The 24,933-nt window shown below is 74.5% G+C and carries 21 protein-coding genes; 12 read left to right on the forward strand and 9 right to left on the reverse strand.

Going from position 1 to position 24,933, the window contains the following annotated elements; genetic code table 11:
• Positions 1–66: 66 nt before the first annotated feature.
• Positions 67–870 (reverse strand): TVP38/TMEM64 family protein, encoded by an 804-nt coding sequence (locus ACWDVG_RS08835; RefSeq protein WP_451697560.1) that lies wholly within the window; start codon positions 868–870, stop codon positions 67–69.
• 136 nt (positions 871–1,006) lie between these two features.
• On the opposite strand from ACWDVG_RS08835, the gene ACWDVG_RS08840 reads away from it, so the two are divergent.
• Entirely contained in the window at positions 1,007–1,765 is a 759-nt protein-coding gene (locus tag ACWDVG_RS08840; RefSeq protein WP_451697561.1) for a DNA alkylation repair protein, read from the forward strand.
• Positions 1,766–1,793: 28 nt separating this feature from the next.
• Positions 1,794–2,639 carry a spermidine synthase gene (locus tag ACWDVG_RS08845; RefSeq protein ID WP_451697563.1) on the forward strand — a complete coding sequence of 282 codons (846 nt, stop codon included), beginning with the start codon at positions 1,794–1,796 and terminating at the stop codon, positions 2,637–2,639.
• On the opposite strand, the gene ACWDVG_RS08850 is transcribed toward ACWDVG_RS08845, so the two are convergent.
• Positions 2,601–4,040: an MFS transporter gene (locus ACWDVG_RS08850; RefSeq protein WP_451697565.1), complete on the reverse strand. Its 1,440-nt coding sequence runs from the start codon at positions 4,038–4,040 to the stop codon at positions 2,601–2,603. The two genes, ACWDVG_RS08845 and ACWDVG_RS08850, sit on opposite strands and share 39 nt — an antisense overlap.
• A 60-nt stretch (positions 4,041–4,100) precedes the next feature.
• Positions 4,101–5,261, reverse strand: a complete 1,161-nt coding sequence (locus ACWDVG_RS08855; protein WP_451697566.1) for a hypothetical protein — start codon at positions 5,259–5,261, stop codon at positions 4,101–4,103.
• Positions 5,262–5,367: 106 nt separating this feature from the next.
• Between ACWDVG_RS08855 and ACWDVG_RS08860 the strand changes: the two genes are divergently transcribed.
• The 3 genes from ACWDVG_RS08860 (at position 5,368) to ACWDVG_RS08870 (ending at position 7,177) form a co-directional block, all read left to right on the forward strand.
• Entirely contained in the window at positions 5,368–5,820 is a 453-nt protein-coding gene (locus ACWDVG_RS08860; protein ID WP_451697568.1) for a DUF4442 domain-containing protein, read from the forward strand.
• 82 nt (positions 5,821–5,902) lie between these two features.
• Positions 5,903–6,295, forward strand: a complete 393-nt coding sequence (locus ACWDVG_RS08865; RefSeq protein WP_451697570.1) for a helix-turn-helix transcriptional regulator — start codon at positions 5,903–5,905, stop codon at positions 6,293–6,295.
• 216 nt (positions 6,296–6,511) lie between these two features.
• Entirely contained in the window at positions 6,512–7,177 is a 666-nt protein-coding gene (locus ACWDVG_RS08870; protein ID WP_451697572.1) for a DedA family protein, read from the forward strand.
• A 126-nt stretch (positions 7,178–7,303) separates the two neighbouring features.
• On the opposite strand, the gene ACWDVG_RS08875 is transcribed toward ACWDVG_RS08870, so the two are convergent.
• Positions 7,304–7,831: a gamma carbonic anhydrase family protein gene (locus tag ACWDVG_RS08875; RefSeq protein ID WP_451697574.1), complete on the reverse strand. Its 528-nt coding sequence runs from the start codon at positions 7,829–7,831 to the stop codon at positions 7,304–7,306.
• A 130-nt stretch (positions 7,832–7,961) separates the two neighbouring features.
• Here ACWDVG_RS08875 and ACWDVG_RS08880 point away from each other — a divergent pair, with 130 nt between their 5' ends.
• Entirely contained in the window at positions 7,962–8,717 is a 756-nt protein-coding gene (locus tag ACWDVG_RS08880; RefSeq protein WP_451697576.1) for an acyltransferase, read from the forward strand.
• Positions 8,718–8,739: 22 nt separating this feature from the next.
• Here the strand turns inward: ACWDVG_RS08880 and ACWDVG_RS08885 are convergent, their stop codons facing one another.
• Entirely contained in the window at positions 8,740–9,603 is an 864-nt protein-coding gene (locus ACWDVG_RS08885) for an EamA family transporter (RefSeq protein ID WP_451697578.1), read from the reverse strand.
• Between the two features lie 105 nt (positions 9,604–9,708).
• Between ACWDVG_RS08885 and ACWDVG_RS08890 the strand changes: the two genes are divergently transcribed.
• On the forward strand, positions 9,709–10,281 hold the full coding sequence (locus ACWDVG_RS08890) for a helix-turn-helix domain-containing protein (RefSeq protein WP_451697580.1): 573 nt from the start codon (positions 9,709–9,711) through the stop codon (positions 10,279–10,281).
• A 66-nt stretch (positions 10,282–10,347) separates the two neighbouring features.
• Here ACWDVG_RS08890 and ACWDVG_RS08895 read toward each other — a convergent pair whose 3' ends face one another.
• Positions 10,348–10,755 (reverse strand): CoA-binding protein, encoded by a 408-nt coding sequence (locus ACWDVG_RS08895; protein ID WP_451697582.1) that lies wholly within the window; start codon positions 10,753–10,755, stop codon positions 10,348–10,350.
• A 156-nt stretch (positions 10,756–10,911) separates the two neighbouring features.
• Between ACWDVG_RS08895 and ACWDVG_RS08900 the strand changes: the two genes are divergently transcribed.
• Positions 10,912–11,505, forward strand: a complete 594-nt coding sequence (locus ACWDVG_RS08900; RefSeq protein ID WP_451697584.1) for an SMI1/KNR4 family protein — start codon at positions 10,912–10,914, stop codon at positions 11,503–11,505.
• Between the two features lie 70 nt (positions 11,506–11,575).
• On the opposite strand, the gene ACWDVG_RS08905 is transcribed toward ACWDVG_RS08900, so the two are convergent.
• A complete protein-coding gene (locus ACWDVG_RS08905; protein ID WP_451697589.1) occupies positions 11,576–16,117 on the reverse strand; it encodes a golvesin C-terminal-like domain-containing protein in 4,542 nt (1,513 codons plus the stop codon).
• Between the two features lie 376 nt (positions 16,118–16,493).
• On the opposite strand from ACWDVG_RS08905, the gene ACWDVG_RS08910 reads away from it, so the two are divergent.
• The 4 genes from ACWDVG_RS08910 to ACWDVG_RS08925 all read left to right on the forward strand — a co-directional run bounded on the left by ACWDVG_RS08910 (position 16,494) and on the right by ACWDVG_RS08925 (position 22,677).
• Positions 16,494–17,558 (forward strand): PucR family transcriptional regulator, encoded by a 1,065-nt coding sequence (locus tag ACWDVG_RS08910; RefSeq protein WP_451697591.1) that lies wholly within the window; start codon positions 16,494–16,496, stop codon positions 17,556–17,558.
• Between the two features lie 9 nt (positions 17,559–17,567).
• Positions 17,568–18,194: a YigZ family protein gene (locus tag ACWDVG_RS08915; protein ID WP_451697593.1), complete on the forward strand. Its 627-nt coding sequence runs from the start codon at positions 17,568–17,570 to the stop codon at positions 18,192–18,194.
• A 230-nt stretch (positions 18,195–18,424) separates the two neighbouring features.
• Positions 18,425–19,594: an exonuclease SbcCD subunit D gene (locus tag ACWDVG_RS08920; RefSeq protein ID WP_451697595.1), complete on the forward strand. Its 1,170-nt coding sequence runs from the start codon at positions 18,425–18,427 to the stop codon at positions 19,592–19,594.
• Positions 19,591–22,677 (forward strand): AAA family ATPase, encoded by a 3,087-nt coding sequence (locus ACWDVG_RS08925; protein ID WP_451697597.1) that lies wholly within the window; start codon positions 19,591–19,593, stop codon positions 22,675–22,677. The genes ACWDVG_RS08920 and ACWDVG_RS08925 overlap by 4 nt, the downstream gene beginning before the upstream one ends.
• Here ACWDVG_RS08925 and ACWDVG_RS08930 read toward each other — a convergent pair.
• Positions 22,667–23,113 (reverse strand): Lrp/AsnC family transcriptional regulator, encoded by a 447-nt coding sequence (locus ACWDVG_RS08930; RefSeq protein WP_451697599.1) that lies wholly within the window; start codon positions 23,111–23,113, stop codon positions 22,667–22,669. The genes ACWDVG_RS08925 and ACWDVG_RS08930 overlap by 11 nt on opposite strands.
• 100 nt (positions 23,114–23,213) lie before the next feature.
• A complete protein-coding gene (locus ACWDVG_RS08935; RefSeq protein WP_451697600.1) occupies positions 23,214–24,914 on the reverse strand; it encodes a DUF885 domain-containing protein in 1,701 nt (566 codons plus the stop codon).
• Positions 24,915–24,933: the final 19 nt, after the last annotated feature.

The following is a 24,933-nucleotide window of genomic DNA, read 5'->3' on the forward strand; positions in this document are numbered from 1 at the left end:
ATGTACGTGTGCGGTCAGAAGGTCGAGCGCAGCGTACCGTCCCCAAGTGACGTGCCCGTGATCAGGTCAGGCCTTGACCGGCTCCGCCCCGGGCCCGCCGACCGGCACGCCCTCCGTCACGCCCCGCCCCGCCGCGGACACGGTGTCCCGGCCCGGTCCGCGGCGCAGCCCCCGGCGCAGCCCGTGCCGGTTGCGCCACGCCACCACGGCCGCGGCGAGGCCCGACACGACGATGAACCCGGCCGAGAAGAGGAAGGCGGGGGAGCCGGGGGAGTCGGCCCGGGCGCCCGCGATCACGTACGCCGCCGTGTTCGGCACCGTGCCGAGCGCGGTCGCGAGCAGGAACGGCACGTACCCCATCCGGGAGACGGCGGCGCAGTAGTTGGCGGCCGCGAAGGGCACCCCGGGGAAGAGCCGGATCGCCAGCATCGACCGGAAGCCGTGGCGGCTGAGCTGCCCGTCGGCCGCGGTCAGCAGGCGGCCCCGCAGCAGCGGCCGCAGCGCGTCCTGGCCCAGCACCCGGCCGAGCGTGAAGGAGATGGCCGCTCCGAGGACCGTGCCCGCGACCGCCGCCGTCAGACCCGCCGCGGTGCCGAAGAGGGCGCCCGCCGCGAGGTTGAGCACGGGCCTGGGCACGAAGGCCGCCGTGCAGACGCCGTACGCGAGGCCGAACAGCAGCACGGCCCCCGCGCCGCTCGTCTGCGGCGGCCAGCCCTCGGCGAGCAGCCGCTGCGGCTCGTAGAGCAGCACCAACGCCGCCGCGGACAGCAGCACGAGCCCGAGCAGCGACAGCCGTGCCCGGGGCGACACGAGGAGACGGGCGGAGCGGACGGCGAGGGAGCCCGGCGGCCGGGAGACGGGGGCGAGCATCCGGGGAGAGTAACGGACGAGGGCGTAGGAGCGCCGTAATGTGCGTCATGTCCGCCGGGGGCGGGGCCGGTACACGCGACCGGGCCCGTCCCGCCCCCCGTCCCGCCCCGGCGCACCGCGCAGCGAGAGGAGCGCCATGACGACCCGCCCGCCGACCCGCCCGCCCAGCCACCCCCCGGCCGACCCGCCGTCCCGCGTCGCGCCGTCGCCGCCGCCGAGCGGCCTCGCCGACACCGTCCTCGAACGGCTCACCACGCTCTATCCCGAGGCCGGGAACCCCTTCCGGGCCCAGGAGATGGTCGCGTACATGAAGGGCGCCGCACCCTTCCTCGGCATCCGCACCCCCGAGCGCCGCGCCCTCTCCCGCGCCGTCCTCGACGGCGTCCCGAGCCCCGACGAGAACGACTGCGCGGCCGTCGCGCTGCGCTGCTTCGCGCTGCCCGAGCGCGAGTACCACTACTTCGCCGTCGACTACCTGCGCCGCCACGTGAGGCGCTGCTCCTCCGCCTTCCTGCCCGTCGCCCACCACCTCGTCACCACCGACTCCTGGTGGGACACGGTCGACCACCTCGCCGCCCACGTCGTCGGCGGTCTCGTCGCCGCCGATCCCGCCCTCGTCACCCACATGGACGCGTGGATCGACGACGAGGACCTCTGGGTGGCCCGCACCGCGCTCCTCCACCAGCTGCGCTTCAAGGAGGACACGGACGCCGACCGCCTCTTCGCGTACTGCCTGCGCCGCGCCTCCCACCCGGACTTCTTCGTCCGCAAGGCGATCGGCTGGAGCCTGCGCGAGTACGCGAAGACCGCGCCCGGGGAGGTCCGCGCCTTCGTCGCCGCCCACGGCTCCCGCCTCTCCCCGCTCTCCGTCCGCGAGGCCCTGAAGAACCTCTGACCCGGGCCGCCCCGGCAGAATGAGGAGCGTGAACGAGCAGATTCCCGTCATCCGCGAGGTCGACCAGGGCACGGCACGCCTCATGCCCGACGTCGACCGGGAGCGCGCCTGGCTCCTGACGGTCGACGGGGCGCCCCAGTCGTACGTCGACCTCGACGACCCCACCCACCTGGAGTTCGAGTACGCGCGCCGGCTCGCCCACGTCGTCGACGGCGCCGCCGACGAGGGCGCGCCCCTGGACGTGCTGCACCTGGGCGGCGGCGGACTCTCCCTGCCCCGCTACGTGGCCGTCACCCGGCCCGGGTCGCGGCAGGACGTCGTCGAGGCCGACCGGGGCCTGCTCGACCTGGTCGCCGAACACCTGCCGCTGCCCCGGGGGTCGGGGGTCACCGTGCACCCGGCCGACGCCCGCGCCTGGCTGGAGACGGCCGCCTCCGGCTCCGCCGACGTGATCGTCGGTGACGTCTTCGGCGGCTCCCGGGTCCCGGCCCACCTCACGTCCGTCGAGTACGCGCGCGAGGTCCGGCGCGTGCTGCGGCCCGGCGGCCTCTACGCCGCCAACCTCGCCGACGGCGCGCCCTTCGCCTTCCTCCGCTCGCAGCTCGCCACCGTCGCCACCGTCTTCCCCGAGCTGGCGCTCGTCGCGGAACCGGCCGTCCTGCGGGGCCGCCGCTTCGGCAACGCGGTCCTCGTCGCCTCCGGCCGGGAGATCGACACCGCGCGGCTCGCCCGGAGGACGGCGGCGGACGCCTTCCCCGCGCGCGTGGAGTACGGGGCGCCGCTGGCCCGGTTCACCGGCGACGCGGTGCCGGTCGTGGACGCCGGAGCCGTACCGTCACCCGTTCCCCCGGACGGAGCCTTCGGCATCGGCTGAGGCGGACGGGACGGACGGGACGGAAGGGGAGGGTGTGACGAGCGAGGCGGGTGCGGCGGGTGCGGCCTCCGCGCCGCCCGCGACCGCCGCGACGCCCAGCCCCGCCGCGCCGCCCGCGACCGCCGCGCCGTCGGCGACCGGCACACCGCCCGCCACGTCCTTGCCGTGCGGACGGCGCGTCAGGTTCCGGACGTCCGGCACCATGAGCACGAGGGCCGTCACGACGGTCATCAGGACGACCGCGCCCCAGAGCGACTCCCGGCGGCCGAAGGCGCTCTCCGCCGGTCCGGCGAGGGCGGTGGAGAGCGGCAGCAGGGCCGTCGAGCCGAACCAGTCGTAGGCGGAGACCCGGGAGAGCTTCTCCTCCGGGATCTCCTGGTGCATCGCCGTCATCCACGAGACGCCGAAGACCTCGATGGCCACGCCGCTGACGAACATCGCGAGCGTGAGCCCCGCCGCGTCCAGCGGCACGGCGAGCGCCGCCGAGGGCAGCGCGATCGGGAAGACGCAGAGGGTGCCGACGAAGAGGAGCCGGCGGGGCTTCCACCGGGTCATGAGGACGGCGCCCGCGAGCGTGCCGACGCCGTACGCGGCGAGGGCGATGCCCCAGGGCCGCGCGCCGCCGAGTTCGTCGCGGGCGACGAGCGGACCGTACACCGCCTCGACGGCACCGATGAGGGCCACGACGACCGAGAACTGCGCGACGATCGACCACAGCCACGGCCGCCCGACGAACTCCTGCCAGCCCTCGCGCAGATCGGAGAGGAGCCCGCCGCCGGGCGCGCGCTCCGGAACCCCGCTGACGTCGAGGAAGGCGCGAAGGCCGCCCGCGACGGCGAAGGCGAGCGCGTCGATCGCGAGGACCCAGCCGGGTCCGACGAAGGCGACGAGCGCGCCGCCGAGCGCCGCGCCGCCGATGCCGGCGCCGTGCATGGCCATCCGGTAGACGGCGAAGGCGCGGCCGGCCTGCTCGCCCGTGACACTGGCCATGAGCATGCCCTCGGCGGCCGGGTTGAAGAAGGCCTGGCCGGTGCCGCAGAGCGCGGTCAGGACCATCATCTGCCAGAGGAGGGCCTCGCCGGAGATGACGAGGACCGCGAAGACGGCCTGCGAGACGCAGTTGAGGGCGTTGGCGGCGACCATGACCCGGTGCCGGGGTATCCGGTCGGCGATCGCGCCGCCGACGAGGAGGAAGAGGACGAGGGGCAGGAAGCGGGCCATCGCCACGAGCCCGACGTCACCGGCGTCACCACCGGACTCGAAGACCGCCCAGGTGGTGGCGATCAGGGCGCCGTGGGCGCCGAGGTTCGTCACGATCGTGGCGGCGGTCAGCAGGACGTAGTTGCGGCCCGCCCACTGGGGGAGGCGGGAGCGCTGCGGGGAGGCGGCGGGAGTGGTCACCCCGGGACTATCCCTGCCGCCTCCCCGTCCTGCCAAACCGGTATCCGGACAGACCCGGGCTCAGGACTCCAGGCGGACCGTGGAGAGGATGGTCCTGATCGTGGCGTCGGACAGCTCCTCCTTGACGCCGTCGGCGCCGTAGAGGACCCAGGTGGCGAAGTCGCCCTTGGCGTTCTTGAAGGTGAACGCGATCGACTTGCCCTTCGTCTCGCACTTGTTGCGGGACTTGATCTGGGGGGCGAGCGCGGTCGACATGCTGCCGGTGAGGCCGGACTTCGTCGTGTACGGCACGGCCTTGGTGATCTTGATGGTGTTCTGCGGCATGTTCTGCGCGTAGCCGCCCCACACCCAGGTGCCCGCCTCGCTGTACGCGGCGTCGGCCGTGCTCTTGGCGCCCTGGCCGCCCTTGGTGCCGGCGGTGGCGAGGCCCCAGGTCTCCTCCGTACCGTTCTTGTCGACGTCGTAGGTGCACCACTCGCTCTTGAAGTGGGTGGGCCCGGACATCGTGACGAGGGCGCTGCCGTCGTTCTTCTTCTCGTCCTCGAAGTACGTGATCGAGCCCGGCTTGCTGACCTCCCACTCCGGCGGGACGTCGAAGAGGGTGCCGTACTTCGGGTTGTAGACGACCTTCCAGCCGGGGACGGTCGGCTGGTGGTCGGCGCCGTCACGCGGGTTGTCGAGCGTGGGCGAGGCGGAGGTCGGCGGGGCGGGCTCGCCGCTCACCGACGCGGAGGCGGACGACTTGGGGTCGCCGGCGACCGGCTTCGCGTCGTCGTCCTCGCCCAGGACCAGGAAGCCGGTCACGCCGGCCGCGACGACCACGGCGGTCGCGGCGACGATCGCCACGAGCGTCGTCTGCTTCTTCTTGCCGTCACCGGGGCCGCCGGGGCCGCCCGCCGGGGCCGTGCCCGGCACCGCGTACTGCGGAACGGTCGGTTGCTGGTACGGGTTCGGCTGGCCGTATCCCGCCTGCGGAGGCTGCTGTCCGTACCCCTGCTGGCCGAAGCCGGGCTGCGTCGGCGGCTGCTGCGGGTACCCCGGCTGCGCGGGCTGCTGCGGGTACCCGGGCTGCGTCGGCGGCTGCTGCGGGTAGCCGGGCTGCTGGGCCGTCGGCTGCTGATAGGGGTTCGGCTGCTGCGGGTACCCCGGCTGCTGGTACGGGTTCTGACTCTGGTCCTGCGGGTTCTGCTCGCCCCCGGGCGGCTGCTGTCCTGGCCACATGGCCAGTAACCATAGAGGTGCGGGGGCCGCCCGGCCACGCCCGCCCCCGCGACGGCCCGGCCCGAGGGGATGGCCAAGGCCGCTACTGGTGGGTAACATCGCGGCCATGAGCGCAGACCAGATGACCGTCGGCGAGATGCTCGCCGCGACGGTTCCCATGGCCGGAACCCTCAACCTGGAGTTCCTGGAGACCACCGCCGAGCGCGCCGTCGTCCGCCTGCCGGACCAGCCCGCGTTCCACAACCACGTCGGCGGCCCGCACGCCGGCGCGATGTTCACCCTGGCCGAGTCGGCCAGCGGCGCCATCGTCCTCGCCGCCTTCGGCGACCAGCTGAACCGCGCGGTCCCGCTCGCCGTCACGGCGGAGATCGGCTACAAGAAGCTGGCCATGGGCGTCGTCACCGCCACCGCGACGCTCGGCCGCCCCGTCGCCGAGGTCGTCGCCGAGCTCGACGCCGGCGAGCGCCCCGAGTTCCCCGTCCACATCGACATCACCCGCGAGGACGGCGCCGTCACCGGCGAGATGACCGTCGTCTGGACGCTCCGCCCGAACGGCTGACCCGCCGGCGCCCCGTGGGACGGCGCTCGCGGTCCGGTCGAGCGCCGGGCCCCGGGCGCCGCTCGTGTGCGATCGTGGACGGGTGAACCTGGAAGACCTCGTCCGACTGCGCCGCGCCCGGGACCGGATGGACCGCGAGTACGCCGAGCCGCTCGACGTGACCGCCCTCGCGCAGGGCGCGCTCATGTCCCCGGGCCACTTCTCCCGCAGCTTCCGCGCCGCCTTCGGCGAGTCGCCGTACAGCTATCTGATGACCCGCCGGATCGAGCGGGCCAAGGCGCTGCTGCGCCGGGGCGACCTGACGGTCACCGAGGTCTGCTTCGCCGTCGGCTGTACGTCGCTCGGCTCCTTCAGCTCCCGCTTCACCGAACTCGTCGGTGAGAGCCCCAGCGCCTACCGGGCCCGCAGCCACGACGACGGCGCCGCCATGCCCGCCTGCGTCTCCAAGATCCACACCCGACCGGTCAAGGGCTGACGCCCGCACCGGCGCGGTCCGCCCGCCGGGGCCGGCCGCCTGGCCCGCCCGGCCGCGGGGCGGGATCCGTGTACACGGGGCCCGGGTCGCGTGGGCGTCGGGGCACGTCCGCGGCACCGGGTAGGCTGCCCCGGCGTGCCCCAGGGCGGTGCACGCCGGCGTCCCCGCCCGTGACCACGGCCGGCGCCCGGAGGATCCGAAACGGGAGGAACCGCGTTGCACGTCCAGGAGTGGCTGGAGACCATCCCCGCGGTCGCCGTCTACGCCCTCGTCGGAGTGGTGATCGGGCTGGAGAGCCTGGGCATCCCGCTGCCCGGTGAGATCGTCCTCGTGAGCTCCGCGCTGCTCGCCTCGCAGCACGGCGACATCAACCCGTACGTCCTCGGCACCTGTGCCACCGCCGGCGCGATCATCGGCGACTCGATCGGCTACGCCATCGGCCGCAAGGGCGGCAGGCCGCTGCTGGCCCGGCTGGGGAAGAAGTTCCCGAAGCACTTCAGCGAGGCCAACATCGCGCTCGCCGAGCGCTCCTTCCAGAAGTGGGGCATGTGGGCCGTCTTCTTCGGCCGCTTCGTCGCCCTGCTGCGCATCTTCGCCGGGCCGCTGGCCGGCGTGCTGCAGATGCCGTACTGGAAGTTCCTCGTCGCCAACGTCTTCGGCGGCATCCTGTGGGCGGGCGGCACCACGGCCGTCATCTACTCGGTCGGCATCGTCGCCGAGGCCTGGCTGAAGCGCTTCTCCTGGCTCGGCCTCGTGCTCGCCGTCCTCTTCGGCCTCGCCTCCATGCTCGTCATCAAGAACCGCGCCAAGAAGGCGGCGGCGGAGCGGGCGGCCGACGCCGGCCCCGCCCCGGAGCGGGAGCCGGTCGCGATCGCGGACTGAACCACGCGCGTACGGAGAGCGGAGGGCGGCACCCGGTGACGGGCGCCGCCCTCCGCCGCGTACGGCGGTACCGGGCGCGGGGGCGTTCCCGCACGCGGGACGCCCCCCTTCCCGTACGGCGGGAGATCAGTCCCCGAAGGCCTCGGCGTGGCCCTTGGCGAGCGCCAGGTACATCTCCGCGTTCAGCTTGATGCCCACCTTCTCCTCGTCCGTCAGCGGTCGGCGTACCTTCGCCGGCACGCCCGCCACCAGCGAACCGGGCGGGACCTCCATCCCCTGCGGAACGAGCGCCTGCGCGGCGACGAGCGAACCGGCGCCGATCCGGGCGCCGTTCAGGACGGTCGCCCCCATGCCGACGAGCACGTCGTCCTCGATGACACAGCCGTGCACGGTGGCGTTGTGCCCGACGGTCACGCGATCGCCGATGGAGACGGGGAAACCGGGATCGACGTGGACGGTGCAGTTGTCCTGGATGTTGGAGTCCTCGCCGATCGCGATCGGACCGCAGTCCGCGCGCAGCACCGCGTGGTACCAGACGCTGGCGCGCGCGCCGAGCGTCACCTCACCGAGGACCACCGAGGTCGGGGCGGTGAACGCGGTCGGATCGACGCTCGGCTCCTTGCCGCCCACGCCCTTGATCAACGCCTCTGCCATGGTTCGCTCCTGATCGTCACTGAAGGTGTCGCGCCTCGGGGGTGCCCCGCCGCACCCTATGCCGTGCTCATGACGGACATCACAGCGCACCGCACTGATCAGGCACGACGGCGCCGACTACCGTGGCCGGGTGCCCAGGAACCGAAACACGTTCTCCTCCTTCACCGCCTGGCGGCGCCGGGTCGTCGCCCACGCGCTGCAGGGCGGCTGGCGCTGGGTGCAGCAGGCCGGCGCCGTCACCGCCGAGCACCAGGGGCGGCTGCGGTTCCGCCGGCTCGGGGAGGGCACGCGGCTGGCGTTCCCGCAGGGCACGGTCTTCGGTGAGCGGTGGATCGAGATCGGCGCGTGCTGCATCATCGCCGAGCAGGTGACCCTCACCGCCGGGATGATGCCGGACCTCGACCTGGGCACCGAGACGGTCCTGACCCTCGGCGACGGGGTCGTCCTCGGCCGGGGCAGCCACGTCATCGCGGACACCACGGTGACCATCGGCTCGGACACCTACTGCGGTCCGTACGTCTACATCACCTCGACCAACCACAGCTACGACGACCCGGACGAGCCGATCGGCCGCCAGTGGCCCCGCTCCGCACCCGTCTCCATCGGCCCCGGCTGCTGGCTCGGCACCGGCGCCGTGATCCTGCCGGGCGCGCGGATCGGCCGGAACGTCGTCGTCGCGGCGGGCGCGGTGGTCCGCGGCGAGGTGCCCGACCACTCGGTGGTCGCGGGCGCCCCGGCCAAGGTCGTACGCCGCTGGGACCCGGAGCAGGGCTGGCAGCCGCCGCTGCGCACACCGGCCCCGCGGCCCATCCCGCGGGACGTCACCCCGGAGCAGCTGGCGGCCCTCGCCGCCTGGGAGGTCGAACAGGCGGCCGCCTCGTCGTAGGCGGCCGGTGCGCCCGCAGGTGTCAGGACGCGGCCAACAGGACCGTTCCGCCGAGGGCGAGGACCGCCCCGGCCGCCTGGACCGCGCGGAGCCGCTCCTTGAGGACGCCGAACGCCGCCAGGGCCGTGACCACCGGGTAGAGGCTCGCCAGGACGGCGGCGACCATCACCGGACCGTGCTGGGCGGCGATCGCGTACGTACCGTTGGCGGCCACGTCCGCGAGGCCCACGAAGGCCAGGGCGGGGAGCGCCGAGCGGACGACGGCGAAGCCGCCCTCGGGCAGCGCCCTGCCGCCGCGCCGCACGGAGGCGTACAGGGCGCCGCCGCCCACCAGGACGTTGGTGACGCGCTGGACGAACAGGGCGAGGAACAGACCGGTGACGGTGGTCGAGGCCTCCGCGATCAGGGCCATCACTGAGCCGAAGCCGAAGGCCGCGAGCAGGGTGAGCAGCACCGCCTGGCGCTGCACCGGGGCGCCGCGCAGCTCGGGTCCGCCGGCCAGGACCACGCCGAGGACCGCCACGACGACTCCGGCGCACTGGAGGAGCCCGGGGCGGTCGCCGAGGACGAGGCCGACCGTGACGGGGACGGCGACGCCGAGCGAGCCCAGCGGGGAGACCACGCCCATCGGGCCGAGCGCCAGCGCCTTGTAGAAGGCGAGCATCGCCGCCGGGCCGACCACGCCCGCCCCGACCGCGTACCAGAGCTGCGGGCCCGCCTCGGTCCAGGCACCGGTCGCGAGCACGACGGCGCCCAGCACGAGGACGGCGAGGACCTGCGAGACCACGACGACCGTGAGCGCGGGGATCCGGCGGGTCAGGAGCCCGCCGCCGAAGTCGGCGAGGCCCCACAGGAGCGAGGTGGCCAGGGCGAACAGGGCGGTCATGGGGTCCTCGCAAGCGCGTACGGCAGTACAGTTCGGTGAACGATCGGGTGCACACCACCGTAGTGCACTGCATTGAACTCTGTCATCCAGGATATTGGACGGAACGTGTCGGACCTCGACCAGCTCACCCAGGCGCTCGCCCGGAACCTGAAGCGCTGGCGCAACGAGCGCGGCTTCACCCTGGACGCGCTCGCCGCACGGGCGGGCGTCAGCCGGGGCATGATCATCCAGATCGAGCAGGCCAGGACCAACCCCAGCGTCGGCACCACCGTGAAGCTCGCCGACGCCCTCGGCGTCTCCCTCACGACCCTCCTCGACCACGAGCAGGGCCCCCAGGTCCGGCTCGTCCCGCCGGAGCAGGCCGTCCGCATGTGGTCCACCCCGACCGGCAGCAGCACCACGCTGCTCGTCGGCGCCGACGCCCGGGGGCCGCTGGAACTCTGGGCCTGGACCCTCGTGCCGGGCGACAGCAGCGCCTCGGACCCGCACCCGGAGGGCACGACCGAGCTGCTCCACGTGACCGCTGGGGTCCTCACCCTGGTCGTGGACGGCGTGGAGCACGCGGTGCCCGCCGGCACCTCCGCGGTCTTCGAGGCGAGCGCCCCGCACGTCTACCGGAACGACGGCGAGGAGCCGGTCGAGATGACGATGGCCGTCTCCGTCCCGCCCGTACGCTGAGACGACCGGCCGTACGGGGCACGCCCGTTGCTGCGTGGCCCGCTTCGCGGCTCGGCCCCCGGACGCTCAGCCCAGGCGCGGGACCTCGATCGCGGGGCACCGGTCCATGACCATGTCGAGACCGGCCTCGCGGGTCCGGGCGTACGCCTCCTCGTCGACGACGCCCAGCTGGAACCAGACCGCCCGGGCGCCGATCGCCACCGCCTCGTCGGCGACGGCGCCCGCGAGGTCGCTGTTCACGAACACGTCGACCACGTCGACCGGGAACGGGACGTCCGCGAGCGAGGCGTACCCCTGCTCGCCGTGGACCGTCTCCGCCTTCGGGTGCACGGGGACGATCCGCTTGCCGTACCGCTGGAGGAAGGCCGCGACGTCGTAGGCGGCCCGCTGCCGGTTCGCGGACAGGCCGACCACCGCCCAGGTGTCGCCGCTCTGCGTGAGGATCTTGCGGATCGTCTCCTGGGTGCCGTACACGCGCTGCCTCCTGGGGCCGTGACATCGTCTGCTGCACCCTCCAACCCGTACGGGCACGGCGGGATTCCCGCGCACCGTCGACGGCGGACGGGGCGGGCGCGGGCAGATGTCCGGACGGGCCCCGCTCCGGTGGTGACGGGTGGTAAGAAGGGGGCCATGCCCCTCCCTCACGACATCGTCCCGTCCTGGTCCAGGATCACCCGGTGGCTGGAGAAGCACGCTCCGGGCGACCACGCCGCGCTGCGCCCCGGGGCGTCCGACGCGGCCCTCGCCGCCCTGGAGGACGGCCTCGGCTTCCCCCTGCACCCGGAGCTGAGGGCGCTCCTCGCGGTCTGCGACGGGGTCGTCCCGCGCCGGGCGAGCGGCGAGGCGGGGGCGTTCCTGGTCGGCCACAGCCTCCTGGACACCGAGCGGGTCCTGGAGTGGCAGCGCTACCTCGCCTCCCGGGCGGAGGACGCCGTCGAGGAGGGGTACGAGGACGAGGTCGTCGGGCGGACGGCGGACGACCGCTGGGTGCCCTTCGCGCAGGCGCTCACGGGTGACCTGCTCTTCGTCGACCACCGCGAGGAGGGGTACGGGACGGTCGGTGAGCTCTCCTTCGGCGACCCCGACCACCGGCGGCCCTGGTCCGGTCCCGAGGCCATGTTCGAGGACCTGGCCACGGCGATGGAGCGGGGGACGCCGCTGCGGGGGACCGGCCGGCGGCCCGTGGTCCACGAGGGCCGGATGCTGGAGTGGCCCACGGTCTGACCGGGGTCGTGGAAGCGGGCGCGGCCCGCCGGATCCGGGGATCCGACGGGCCGCGCGGCGCCGGGAGGCGTCAGTTGATCCGGCAGACGGAGTTGATGTCGCAGCCCTCGAACCCGGTCTGGACGTAGTACGCGTCGTTGTCCAGGAGCCTGATCTCCGAGGTGAACCGTCCGAGGTCACCGCCGGCGTCCGTGTTCTGCTGGGCCGGAACGGCGGCCCGGCCGCAGACCTCCTTCCAGGACGGGTACGGATGGCGCCCGTCGAGCTGGAGCAGCCAGGTGCCGTCCGCCTGCTTGTCGGCGTACATCTGGACGCAGAACTTGCCCGACGTCAGCGTCATGCCGCCGCTCTCACGGGACTTGGCGAAGGGGTACTCGTCGCAGCTGGTGCCGTCCGCGTTCGGGTGCGGGTCCCACTCCGCGACCGCGAGCATGCACATCTTGTCCCGGTTCTCCTTCGCCTTCGCGTCGTCGGCGAGCCGGTGCAGCGGCTTGTCGTACTTCTCGCTGCCCGGGTGGGAGGCCATCTTCTCCATGAGAACCCAGTAGTAGGACGCGGCCGCCGGGTACTTCTTGGTGTTCATCATCAGCGTGGGCGTGAAGTGCGGGAACACACAGCCCGAGTTGCCGCCCACCTCGTTGTCGCAGCGGATCTTGAACGCGTTGTTGTTCCACTTCGGCACGGCCTGGACGGCCGACTGCGGAGTGGACCAGGCGGTCTCCCACGTGAGGTCGAGGACCGACCGGCCGCCCGCCACCTTGTTCCAGGTGTACGTGTTCGTGCGCGTGGCGACGTGGGTGTCACCCGTCGTCCACGTCGTGCTGCCGACCCAGGGTCCGTAGCTCTCGGTGCAGCTCGTGGTCGACCAGCACTCCTCGAGGAACGAGGTCAGGGTCGTGGAGGTGATGCCGGTCATGGCGACCAGGGAGAGTTCGGTCCACGTCGTGAACACGTTCGTCTTGGGGTTGAGGTTGATCTCCTGGATCACCTTCATCGTGGCGTTGCCGATGGGCACGCCGTCCTTGGTGGCCGTGAGCGGCAGCAGACCGCGCAGACAGCCCTCGGTCCTGGTGAACATGGCGGAGCCGTTGACGTTCTTGCACCAGCCGCCCGTGGCGGCGACGCCGGTGGCCGTCGCGGTTCCGGTCGCGGTGCCGGTCGTGGTCCCCGCCGTGGCTCCGGTCGCGCGCGAGGACGGGTCGGGTGCGACCGGGCCGTGGAGCGGGCGGTACGAGGAGCACAGGGTGACCTTGTCGAGGCCGGTGGCACAGCCGGCGCCCGCGCCCGAGGTCGAGCCGGTCGAGCCGGTCGGACCGGCCAGGGTGGTGGACGTCAGGGACGGGACCGTGGGCGCGTCCTTCGGGTGCTGGGCGGCCACGAAGTCGATGTCCGGTGCGAGTGGGTTCGCCTCGGGGAAGCGGACCTCGTTGAGGTCGTCGTAGTCGCCGGGGACGAAGGCGACCGCGTCCCACGCGATGTCCTTGTCGCCGTTGCCGTCGCTGGTGAAGTTGGAGAGGCTCACCTCGGGGAGCGTGTCGTTGAACCGGAACGCGCCGAGCTCGACCCACTTGTTCGACTGGTTGTCGGCCTGGGAGATCGTCCGGGTCTCGACCCCGAAGGCCGTCGTGATCCTGTAGTCGGCGATCTTGGTCTGCGCCCCGTGGTCGGGGATGTGCACGAAGACCTTGGCCTGCCCGGTGTCGCCGACCGGCCGGTTCAGCTTCCACACCCCGTTGACGTACAGCCGGTGGCCGTAGTCCGGATCCGGCTTGCGGGTGTGCGTGAACCAGAAGTGGTTCCCGTACGCCGCCCCGATCTGGTGCGTGTCCATCTTGCCCGGATAGGTGCCGTCGGCCCAGACGTAGTAGTTCAGGGTGAACGTTCCGTCCGACCGCACCGCACCGCAGCTGCGCGCGTCCGAGCCCGCCGGGACGACCCCGTTCGCCACGTCGTCGACGATCAGGGCGTTGGCCGGCAGGCCGCTGGAGCACCGCGGCGGGTAGGAGTTGGCGTCGGGCTGCTCCGGGTACGTGGTGTTGAACCGGTGGACCTGGTTGCCGCACTGGGCCCCGGAACCGCAGTTCTTCCAGGTGACCGGCTTGTTCCACCAGCAGTGCAGCCAGTGCGGGTTGGTGTCCTTGTTGCCGGAGTCGAGGGTGCAGGCGCCCTTGCCCTGGTCGTTGGAGTCGCCGTCGGCGATCTTCGACGGGTCGCAGGAGTTGGACGCGTCGCAGAACAGGTTGAGCGGCGGCTTGGCGCGGGTGCGGTCGAGCGTCGTGTTCCACCACGCCGGGCGGTAGCCGGCCTGCATGTCACCGGGGGCGAACATGGCGGTGAGGGGCCGCGCGGCCCAGCCGATGACCTTCTCCTCGTACGGCCAGTCCTGCGGGTGCGCGGCGTCGGCGTAGTTGTCGCCGCCCATGGCGTTCTCCAGGAACGGCAGCCGGTTGGCCTTCCACAGCGGGTTCGCCGGGTTGTTGGTCCAGCCCACGCCCCAGTGGCCGGCGGAGTCGGCCGAGGACTGCGGGTAGAAGCCGGAGTTGTACGCCCACAGGGCGAAGAACCAGTTCTCGATCCACTTGGGGTGGCCGTCGTTGACCTTCATCCCCGCGCTGTAGGTCTGGTTCCACTTCTCCGACAGGATCTGCGCGCCGGCCGCGATGTTCGCGGTGTAGTCCAGCGCGATGGCCTCCTGCTGGAGGACCGACTTGGTGGGCTGGCCGTGGCCGGGCAGCCGCATGCCGTCGGTGGCCTGCGTGATGCCGTAGCCGCAGTCGGCGTCCGCCCAGTTGATAAGCCACGGGTCGACCTGGGTGCCGTTCGGGTCGTAGTCGACGCCGTAGTAGTTGCCGATCAGGCTGTTGGAGGTGGTGCCGGGGACCGCGTAGCGGGTGGCCTGCCACATGTTGGACTCCTGGGCGGTGACGCCGAGGAGGATCTGCGAGGGGATGTGCCAGCGGTCGTTGGTGCCGTCCTCGGTGTCGAGCTTCCCGTTGGGGTCACCCGCGAGGACGATCGGCGGGAACAGGCCCTGCGGCTGGTATCCGCCCGTGCCGGTGTTCTTCCAGTTCGGGTTCCGGTAGAAGTCCAGCCGGCCGACGACCGCCTGGTCCACGGCCCACTCGACCTGGCGCGGGGTCGGCTGGAACGCCTGCTTCTTCACGTCGTTGCGGGGCACGGCGCAGGTGCGCTCGCTCTCGCCCTCGCTCGGGTCGGTCGGCGAGCCCGGGGGGAGTTCGGCCGCCGCCGTCCGCGCCCCCGTCCGCACCCCCGTCCGCGCGGACGTCCGCGGCGCCGTGGGTGCGGCGCCCGTGGACGCCTTCCGGGGCCGGGGGAGTGCCGGGGAGGTCGTACGGCCCTGTTCCGCCGCCTGGCGGCCGCCGATGCGGTCCTTGCCGGGCACGGCGTCCAGGGTGACGGTGCTCCCGGTGTCGAGGAGGCGCAGGGTGGTCCGCGCGGTGCGCTCGGTCAGCGCCTCCTCGGGGCGGATCCGGGTGTCCTTGCCGTCCGCCCAGGCGGTGGTGACCGCCGCCCGGCCGTGGCTGGAGAGCAGCGCCCCCTTGGCCAGGCCGCCCGGGTTCCGCACCCGCCCGGGCAGCGCGCCCCCTGCGCTGGTGGCCGTGCCGGTGACGTAGACCGTGCCGTCGGCGGAGGACGCCAGATCCCAGGCGGTCAGTGACCCGGAGGCCACGGTGACGGGCCGGGCGCCGCCGCGGCGCAGCTGCTCGGCGCCCAGGTGCCGGGCGTGACTCGTGAGCGCGCTGTCCGGCGCCTTGGCGTCGGTGGTCGCGGCGCGGTCGATGTAGGTGAGCCCGCCCTCGGCGTCCACGGTCAGCTGGAAGGGGACCGACCGGGTGCGGGTGATCTCCCCGAGCTTCCCGCCGGGGCCTGCGGTGACGAGCCGGTTGCCGTGGGCGGCGACGACGCCGCTCTTCGTCGGCACGGCGGAGGTGACCTGGCCGGGGTACGTGACCGGCGCGCCGGCCTGCCCCGTCACGGCGTCCACGGTGCGCAGCCGGGTCTGCTGGGCGGTGTCGGCCTCGTACGAGAGCTGGGTGAAGACGGCCTGCTCGCCGACGCCGCAGCCGGGGTTGAAGTACGCCAGCGAGGCCTGGAACGGCAGCTTGGTGACCTTGCCGGTGGTCAGGTCCACGATCGCGGTGAACGCGCCGCGGGCCATCAGCTCGGGCTTGTTGGTGAACGTGCGCGGCGCGTATGCGACGGCCGCCCGCTTGCCGGACGCCGTCAGACAGGCGTTGCCGATCCAGGTGTCGGTGTCGAAGCCGGGCTCGGAGAGGGTCGCGGCCGTCTTCCAGGCGTAGCCCGCGCGCTCCTCGGCGACCAGGAGGTGGAACCCGGTGCCGTCGCCGGACGTGGTGAAGGCGGTGTCGGTGGACGCGGCGAAGCCGTCGCCGAGGACGGCGGCGCGGTCCCCGGCGGGTACGGCGGACGGCCGGCGGACGTTCTCGGTGTCGGGGGCCTGCCACTGGGCGGCGCTCCGCGGCGGTGGCGCCGGTTCGGCCGCGCGGGCGGGCAGGGTCAGCGGCACGGCGAGCGCCGTCACCACGGCCACGGTGACGGGCGCCGAAAGCCGCCTCGGTATGTGTCTCACGTGTCTCCCTGATCGGTGCTGCCAAGGCGCCGGCCGGCGGGTGGGAAGGGCCCGTGAGAGGCCGTTCCCCGCGCGCCGCGGCGCTGGTCGCGCGCATCCTGGCACGTGAAGTCCGGTGACCGCGCCAGTATTTGACGCAAAGTCAATTGGGTGTGACGTCGTTTCGGGCCACCCGCCACCGAGGGGTGCCGGCCGCCCCGCGCGCGCTGCCCGCCTCCCACGGGGGACGCGCGGGACCGGGGCGGCGGGGGACACCGTCGAAAAGTGGCCGGTGGGAGCAGGGGGGAGATGGCTGGAAAGCACACCGGGCGTGCGGTGGAGGGAGCGGAAGGGCCGACCGTGGCACGCGCCGCGTCCGGGCGTTACGGTGCGCCCCATGACGCACAGCCCGCCCCCGCCCCCCGACGGACCCGCAGGAGCGGAGCCCGTACGGAGGGACGGATCCCGGGCGGTGCGCCGGGCACCGGCTACCGCGCCGGAGCTCGGGAGCCGCCGGGACACCCGGCGTGACGCCCTCTTCGAGGCGCTCCTCGACGGCCGCGCCGAGGACCCCGCCGTCGTCGCCGCGGCGGCCGCCGCGCTCGGAGTGCCCGCGCGGGACCGGTACGTCGTCGTGGTCGCCGCGCAGGACCCCGCCGCCCCGCCCGACCCGGCGCCCGCGCTGGAGGCCCGGGGCCTCTGGTCCTACTGGAGCTCCCGCCCGGGCCGGCACGTCGGCCTGGTCCGGCTGCCCCACCGCGAGGCACCCCTGCCCGGCGCGGTGCCGGGCGGCGCTTCCGTCGGCGTCACCTCGTCCCTGCCCGAGGCGGGGCCCGGTGGGGCACCCGTCGGTCGCGCCGCGGCCTCGCACGGTGCGACGCCCGGTCACGCCTCAGCCTGCGGCGCCCCGGCCTCGCCCGGCGCCGCGCCCGCCGGCGTGTCCGACGCCGGTGTGCGCGGACTCCTCGCGGTGCTGCGCGAGTGGACCGGGGCGACCGTCGGCGTCTCCCCCGCGTTCGCGCGGCTCTCCCGGGCCGGGCGCGCGCTGCGGCTCGCCGAGGAGGCCCTCCGTACCCTCCCCGCGGGCAGCGGCGGGGCCGCCGCCTTCGACGACCGGCTCGCCGAGGTGCTGCTGAGCGGGCGCGGCGACGTCGCCGAGCGGATCGTCACCGTCCACCTCGGGCCCGTCCTCGCCGCGGGCGCCGAGCGGACCACGCTGCTCACCACCCTCCGCGTCTGGCTCGACCAGGGCTGCTCGGCCTCCCGGGCCGCCGAGCGCCTCTACTGCCACCGCAACACCGTCCTCAACCGCGTCGGTCGTGTGGCCGAGCTCACCGGCCGCTCCCCGGAGTCCGGCGAGGCCCGCCTCGGCTGGGCACTGGCCCTGCGGGCCCTGCCGTACACCGGGCTCGCCGACGGTCCCGCCCCGGCCGCCGGGGACCGCGCCGCCGACGGAACGTAGGCTGGCGGGATGCAGGAGCAGTACCGCACCCTCGCCCGCGAAGGCGTGCACGAGACCGAGATCAACCGCTCGCGCTTCCTCTGCGCGCTCGCGCCCGTCGCCGACGAGCGGGAGGCCCAGGAGTTCGTGGCCCGCGTCCGCCGGGAGCACCCGACCGCCACGCACAACTGCTTCGCGTACGTCGTCGGCGCCGACGCCTCCGTGCAGAAAGCGAGCGACGACGGGGAGCCGGGCGGCACCGCGGGCGTCCCGATGCTCCAGATGCTGCTGCGCCGCGAGATGCGGTACGTCGCGGCCGTCGTGACCCGCTACTACGGCGGTGTGAAGCTCGGCGCGGGCGGGCTCATCCGGGCGTACGGGGGCGTGGTCGGCGAGGCCCTCGACGAGCTCGGCACCGTGACCCGGCAGCGCTTCCGGCTCGCCACCGTCACCGTCGACCACCAGCGCGCGGGCAAGCTCGAGAACGACCTGCGGGCCACCGGCCGCGCCGTCCGGGACGTGCGGTACGCCGACGCCGTCACCCTGGAGATCGGGCTGCCCGACGCGGACGTGCCCGCCTTCGAGGCCTGGCTCGCCGACGCGACGGCGGGGACGGCGGGCTTCGAGCTCGGCGGCGAGGCGTACGGCGAGGCCTGACCCGCCCCGCTCCCGCCGCGCCCCCACCCGCTCCGGATCGCCCCGCCCCGCTCCCGCCGCCGCCCCGTCATCATCGGCGCGGCCCCCGGCCCCCGCCCCCGACCCCCGTACGTCCGGCCGAGCGGCCACGACCACACCCCCGCTCGGGTTAGCGTGGAGCCGGCACACGACGGGGCACACGAGGACGAGCGGGACAAGGGGCGGACGCGCATGCGGGGTGGGACGGCGACGTGAGGTTCCTGCACACCTCGGACTGGCACCTGGGCCGGTCCTTCCACCGCGTCGGCCTGCTCGACGCCCAGGCCGCCTTCCTCGACCACCTCGTGGCCACCGTCCACGCGCGCGAGGTCGACGCCGTCCTCGTCGCCGGGGACGTCTACGACCGCGCCGTGCCGCCGCTGCCCGCCGTCGCCCTCTTCGACACCGCCCTCCAGCGGCTCGCCGAGGCGGGCGTGCCGACCGTCATGATCTCCGGCAACCACGACTCGGGCCGCCGCCTCGGCGTCGGAGCCCGCCTCATCGAGAAGGCCGGCGTCCACCTCCGTACCGACCCGGCGGGCATCGGCACCCCCGTCGTCCTCGCCGACGCCCACGGCGACGTCGCCCTCTACGGCCTGCCCTACCTCGAACCCGCGCTCGTCCGCGCCGAGCTCGGCGCGGAGAGGGCCGGGCACGAGGCCGTCCTGACCGCCGCCATGGACCGGGTCCGCGCCGACCTCGCGGGACGGCCCGCCGGCACCCGCTCCGTCGTCCTCGCGCACGCCTTCGTCGCGGGCGGCGAGGCCAGCGACAGCGAGCGCGACATCACGGTCGGCGGCGTCAGCGCCGTCCCCGCCGGCGTCTTCGACGGCGTCGACTACGTCGCCCTCGGCCACCTCCACGGCAGCCAGGCGCTCACCCCGCGCGTGCGCTACTCCGGCTCCCCGCTCGCCTACTCCTTCTCCGAGGCCGACCACCGCAAGACGATGTGGCTGATCGACCTCGGCGCCGACGGCGCGATCACCGCGGCCGAACGCGTCGACTGCCCCGTCCCGCGCCCCCTCGCCCGCCTCCGCGGCAGGCTCGACGCGCTCCTCGACGACCCGGCGCTCGCGCCCCACGAGGACTCCTGGGTCGAGGCCACGCTCACCGACCCCGTACGGCCCGGCGAACCGATGGCCCGGCTCGCCGCCCGCTTCCCGCACACCCTCAGCCTCGTGTTCGACCCCGAGCGGAGCCCGGACGACCCGCCGGCCTCCTACGCCCAGCGGCTCAAGGACCGCACCGACCAGCAGATCGCGGAGGACTTCGTGGCCCATGTGCGCGGCGGTGCCGGTCTCGACGGGGAGGAGCGCGCGGTCCTGTACGGCGCGTTCGACGACGTACGGGTCGACGCGGCCGGGCGCGAGGTGGAGCGGTGAGGCTGCACCGCCTGGAGATCACCGCGTTCGGGCCGTTCGGCGGCACGCAGACGATCGACTTCGACGCCCTCTCCTCGGCCGGGCTCTTCCTCCTCCACGGCCCCACCGGCGCGGGCAAGACCTCCGTCCTCGACGCCGTCTGCTTCGCCCTGTACGGCAGCGTGCCCGGCGCCCGCCAGACCCCCGGCGGCTCCCTGCGCAGCGACCACGCGCCCGTCGGCACCCCCACCGAGGTCCTCCTCGAACTGACCGTGGGGGAGCGGCGCCTGGAGATCACCCGCCGCCCCGCCCAGCAGCGGCCCAAGAAGCGCGGCGACGGCTTCACCACGGAAAAGGCGCAGACCTGGCTCCGCGAGCGCGACCCCGCCACCGGCGACTGGAAGGGCCTCAGCCGCTCCCACCAGGAGATCGGCGAGGAGATCGGCCAGCTCCTCGGCATGAGCCGCGACCAGTTCTGCCAGGTCGTGCTCCTCCCGCAGGGCGACTTCGCCCGCTTCCTGCGCGCCGACGCCGAGGCCCGCGGCAAGCTCCTCGGCCGGCTCTTCGACACCCGCCGCTTCGCCGCCGTCGAGGACCGGCTCGCCGAACTCCGCCTCGCCGCCCAGCGGCAGGTCGAGAGCGGCGACGAACGGCTCCTCGCCCTCGCCCACCGCATGGCCCAGGCCGCCGGCGGCCTCGCCGTCGCCCGGACGCCCGTGGAGGGCAAGCCCGGCGACCCCGGGCTCGCCGACGCCGTCCTGACCTGGGCGGCCGTCGCCCGCACCGAGGCCCGCGAAGCCCTCGACATCGCCGCCGTGCGCCTCACCGCCGCCGAGCGCGCGCAGGCGGCCGCCCGGGCCGCCCTCGACGCGGAGAAGGACCTCGCCGCCCGCCAGGCCCGGCACGCCGAGGCCGTGCGCCGCCGCGACGCCCTCGCCGCGCGGGCGCCCGAACGCGACCGCGCCCAACAGGCCCTCGACCGCTCCCTCAAGGCCGAGCGGGTGGCCCCGGCCCTCGGCTTCCGCCGCGACGCCGAACGCGAGCACGCCGCCGCCCACGGCGCCCGCGAGCGGGCCCGCACCGCCCTGCCCGCCCGGCTCGCCGATGCCGGGGCCGAGCAGCTCTCCACCCTCGAACGACGGCTGCGCGAGGAGCTCGGCGGCCTCGACTCCGCCCGCCGCGCCGAGCGCCGCGCCGCCGAGATCGCCGAGGAACGGGCCGCCCTCGCCCGGGAGGCGCGCGACGACGAGTACGCGCTGCGCGACGCGGCCGACTGGCTCGCCGACTGGGAGCCGCGGCGCACCGCGCTCACCGCGCGCGTGGAGGCCGCCCAGGACGCCGCCGCCCGCGCCGAGAACCTCGCGGGCCGCCTGGAGCCCGCCCGCCGCAGGCTCGCCGCCGCCCGCCGCCGCGACGCCCTCGCCGAGGACGCCCGCCGCGCAGAGGAGACCCTCGCCACCGCCCGCGAGCGCCGGAACGCCGCCCACGAGAACTGGCTCGACGTCAAGTCCCGTCGGCTCCAGGGCATCGCCGCCGAACTCGCCGCCACCCTCACCGACGGCGCCCCCTGCCAGGTCTGCGGCTCGGCCGACCACCCGGCTCCGGCCCGCACCGGCGCCGGACACGTCGACAGGGCGACGGAGGAGGCCGCCTACGCCGCCTACACGCGCGCCGAGGAGACCCGCACCACCGCCGAACGCGACCTCGCCGTCACCCGCGAGTCCTGGTCCGCGGCCCGCACGGACGTCCTCCCGGACCCGGCCGCGGGCGGCGGCCCCGTCACCGACGGCCCGGAGGGCGCGGGCCCCGAGCCGACCGTCGAGGAACTCGCCCGCGAGGTCGAGGAGTTGACCCGGCAGCACGCCGAGGCCCACGCGCTCGCCGCCCAGACGCACTCCGCCCGCGAGGCCCTCGCCCGCGCCGGACGGGAGTACGAGGAGCGGGTCGCCGCCCAGCGGGAGGCGGAGCGACGGGTCGCCGCCCGCACCTCCCGGCGGGAGGCCCTGGAACGCGAGCAGGCCACGCTCGACGAGGAACTGGCCCGCGGCCGCGGCGAGTTCGCCAGCGTCGCCGAGCACGCCACCCGACTGGAGGGGCGCATCGCCACGCTCGTCGACGCCGCCGCGACCGTACGGGACGCCGAACTCGCCGCCCAGCGCCTCAAGGAGGCCGACGACCGGCTCGCCGACGCCGCCTACCGCGCCGGCTTCACCACGCCCGAGGAGGCCGCCGCCGCGCTGCTCGGCGAGGCCGAACACCGGGCGCACCAGCGGTCCGTGGACGCCTGGCAGGCGGAGGCCGCCGCCGTCGACGACCGGCTCGCCGACGCCGAGACCCGCGCCGCCGCCGCGCTGCCGCCCGCCGACCCCGCCACCGCCGAGGCCGTCCACACGGCCGCCGAACGCGCCCTGAGGGACGCCGCCTCGGCCCTGGCCGCGGCCCGCGAGCGGGTCACCGGCCTCGCCGGCCTCTCCCGGCAGGCCGCCGCCGAGGCCCACCGCCTCGGCCCGCTGCGCCGCGAGCACGACCGGGTGGCCCGCCTGGCCACGCTCACCGCCGGCACGTCCACCGAGAACGAGCGGCGGATGCGCCTGGAGTCGTACGTCCTGGCCGCCCGGCTCGAACAGGTCGCCGCCGCCGCGACCGCCCGGCTCCAGCGGATGTCCTCCGGCCGCTACACCCTCGTCCACTCCGACGTACGGAGCGGCGGCAAGCGGGCCGGACTCGGACTGCACGTCGTCGACGCCTGGACCGGCAACGAACGCGACACCGCCACCCTCTCCGGCGGCGAGACCTTCTTCGCCTCCCTGGCGCTCGCCCTCGGCCTCGCCGACGTCGTCACCGACGAGGCGGGTGGGGTCCGGCTCGACACCCTCTTCATCGACGAGGGTTTCGGCAGCCTCGACGACCAGACCCTCGACGAGGTCCTCGACGTCCTCGACTCGCTGCGCGAACGCGACCGCAGCGTCGGCATCGTCAGCCACGTCGCCGACCTGCGCCGCCGCGTCCCCGCCCAGCTGGAGGTCGTCAAGGCGCGCCACGGTTCGGCCGTCCGGCTCCGCGGCGGCGACGATCCCGGCGGCGCGGACGACCTCAGCGGCTGATCGAGCGGCGGGGGAGCGGCGAGGAGTAGACGACGCTCGTCGTCACCGAGCCGAGGCCGGCGATCCTCCCCGAGACCTCCTCCAGGTGCTTCATCGACCGGGCGGAGACCTTCAGCACGAAACAGTCGTCGCCCGTGACGTGGTGTGCCTCCAGGACCTCGGGCGTGGCGGCGATGAGGTCGTGGAACGGCTTGTAGTTGCCGTGCGGGTAGCGGAGTCGCACGAACGCGAGGATGGGCAGCCCGAGGCGCTCCGGGTCCACGACCGCCGTGTAGCCGGAGATCACCCCGGCCTCCTCCAGGCGCCGCACCCGCTCGGTCACGGCGGACGGGGACATCGACACGGCCCGGGCCAGCTCGGCGAAGGAGGCCCGGCCCTGCGCCTGGAGCTCGGCGAGGATGCGCCAGTCGGTGGCGTCGGGAACGTACTCGGTCATGGAGGAAGGCAACACGGGAATCCCCGGCGGATCAAGAGGTCCGCCGGGGATTCCCGCCCCCTGAGACGCCTTCGCCCGTGGGCCGGCCCCTCGTTCCGGGTCAGAGCCGGGAGATCTCCTCCACCAGGTCGTCCAGGCCCAGCGGGCCCTGCGAGAGCGCCGCCATGTGCCACGCCTTCGCGTCGAAGGCCTCGCCGTGCGCCGCCCGCGCGTTCTCGCGGCCGAGCAGCCACGCCCGCTCGCCCAGCTTGTAGCCGATCGCCTGCCCCGGCATCGACAGGTAGCGGGTCATCTCGCTCTCCACGAACGACGGCGGACGGCTGCTGTGCCGCTGGAAGAACTCCTGCGCCAGCTCCGGCGTCCACACCTCGCCCGGGTGGAACGGCGAGTCCGCCGGGATCTCCAGCTCCAGGTGCATGCCGATGTCGACGATGACCCGGCAGGCCCGCATCATCTGGCCGTCCAGATAACCGAGGCGCCGTTCGGCGTCCGGCAGGAAGCCCAGCTCGTCCATCAGCCGCTCGGCGTAGAGCGCCCAGCCCTCCGCGTTCGCGCTGACCCCGCCGATCGTCGCCTGGTAGCGGGAGAGCCGGTCGGCGACGTGCGCCCACTGCGCGATCTGGAGGTGGTGGCCGGGCACGCCCTCGTGGTACCAGGTCGACACCAGGTCGTACACCGGGAAGCGGGTCTGCCCGTCCACCGGCAGCCAGGTGCGCCCGGGACGCGAGAAGTCCTCCGAGGGGCCGGTGTAGTACGGCGCGGCGGCGCCGCCCGGCGGGGCGATCCGCGACTCCACCTTCCGTACCCGCTCCGCGAGTTCGAAGTGGGTGCCGTCGAGCGCCTCGATGGCCTCGTCCATCAGCTCCTGGAGCCAGACGCGGACCTCCTCCACGCCCTCGATGTGCGTGCCGTGCACGTCCAGGTGGGCCAGTGCCTCCCAGGGACCGGCGCCGGGCAGGATACGCGCGGCCTCGGTGCGCATCTCGCCGAGCAGCCGGTGGTACTCGGACCAGCCGTACGCGTACGCCTGGTCGAGGTCCAGGTCCGTGCCGTTGAAGAACCGCACCCAGCGGCGGTACCGCTCGCGGCCCACCGTGTTCGGGGCGTCCGCCACGGCCGGCGCGTACACCTCCCGCATCCAGTCGCGCAGCGCGGCCACGGCGTCGTTCGCCGTCCGACCCGCCTCGGCGAGCTCGGCGCGCAGCGCGGCCGGCAGCGTCTCGGGGCCCGCGCCGGCGAACTCCCGGAACCATCCGGGCCGTCCGTCCGCGCCCGCCCACTCGGTGAGCTGGGTGATGAAGGTGGCGGTGGGACGCGGCCCGCCGTACAGCTTGCGCTCGAGGCCGAGGGCGAGCGACGCGCGGTAGCCCTCAAGGGCGGCCGGGACGGCCCGCAGCCGCGCGGCGACCGCCGCCCAGTCCTCCTCGGTCTCGGTCGGCATCACGGTGAAGACCATCCGCACGCTGTGCGCGGGCGAGCGCATGTTGCTGACCGCGCAGAGCCCCTCGTCGGCGTCGTGCACGGCGAGTTCGGCCGTCAGCCGCTCCCTCAGCAGCCGGCCGCAGCGCCGCTCGGCGTCGTTCTCGGCACCGGGCCGTCGCTCGGCCTCGTCGAGGAGGACGAGCGTGCGGCGGGCGAGCTCGGCAACGGCTTCCCGGCCCGCGGGCGAGAAGTCGGGGAGGCGTCCGGCGCTCTCCCGGACTCCCAGGTACGTACCGGTGATCGGGTCGAGGGCGATGAGTGCGTCGACGTAGTTGTCGGCGACCTGACGGGGCAGCGGGCTGCTGGAGCTTTCTGGCATGGGGGTCATCCTGGGGCCT

The organism is Streptomyces sp. NPDC003327 (assembly GCF_053589515.1).

Excerpts from the sequence above, each read along its gene's own strand:
- ACWDVG_RS08915 (WP_451697593.1), top strand. The coding sequence starts at position 17,568 with ATGCAGGAGCAGTACCGCACCCTCGCCCGCGAAGGCGTGCACGAGACC.
- ACWDVG_RS08875 (WP_451697574.1), bottom strand. The coding sequence starts at position 7,831 with ATGGCAGAGGCGTTGATCAAGGGCGTGGGCGGCAAGGAGCCGAGCGTC.
- ACWDVG_RS08900 (WP_451697584.1), top strand. The coding sequence starts at position 10,912 with ATGCCCCTCCCTCACGACATCGTCCCGTCCTGGTCCAGGATCACCCGG.
- ACWDVG_RS08885 (WP_451697578.1), bottom strand. The coding sequence starts at position 9,603 with ATGACCGCCCTGTTCGCCCTGGCCACCTCGCTCCTGTGGGGCCTCGCC.
- ACWDVG_RS08860 (WP_451697568.1), top strand. The coding sequence starts at position 5,368 with ATGAGCGCAGACCAGATGACCGTCGGCGAGATGCTCGCCGCGACGGTT.
- ACWDVG_RS08935 (WP_451697600.1), bottom strand. The coding sequence starts at position 24,914 with ATGCCAGAAAGCTCCAGCAGCCCGCTGCCCCGTCAGGTCGCCGACAAC.
- ACWDVG_RS08835 (WP_451697560.1), bottom strand. The coding sequence starts at position 870 with ATGCTCGCCCCCGTCTCCCGGCCGCCGGGCTCCCTCGCCGTCCGCTCC.
- ACWDVG_RS08840 (WP_451697561.1), top strand. The coding sequence starts at position 1,007 with ATGACGACCCGCCCGCCGACCCGCCCGCCCAGCCACCCCCCGGCCGAC.
- ACWDVG_RS08930 (WP_451697599.1), bottom strand. The coding sequence starts at position 23,113 with ATGACCGAGTACGTTCCCGACGCCACCGACTGGCGCATCCTCGCCGAG.
- ACWDVG_RS08855 (WP_451697566.1), bottom strand. The coding sequence starts at position 5,261 with ATGTGGCCAGGACAGCAGCCGCCCGGGGGCGAGCAGAACCCGCAGGAC.
- ACWDVG_RS08910 (WP_451697591.1), top strand. The coding sequence starts at position 16,494 with ATGACGCACAGCCCGCCCCCGCCCCCCGACGGACCCGCAGGAGCGGAG.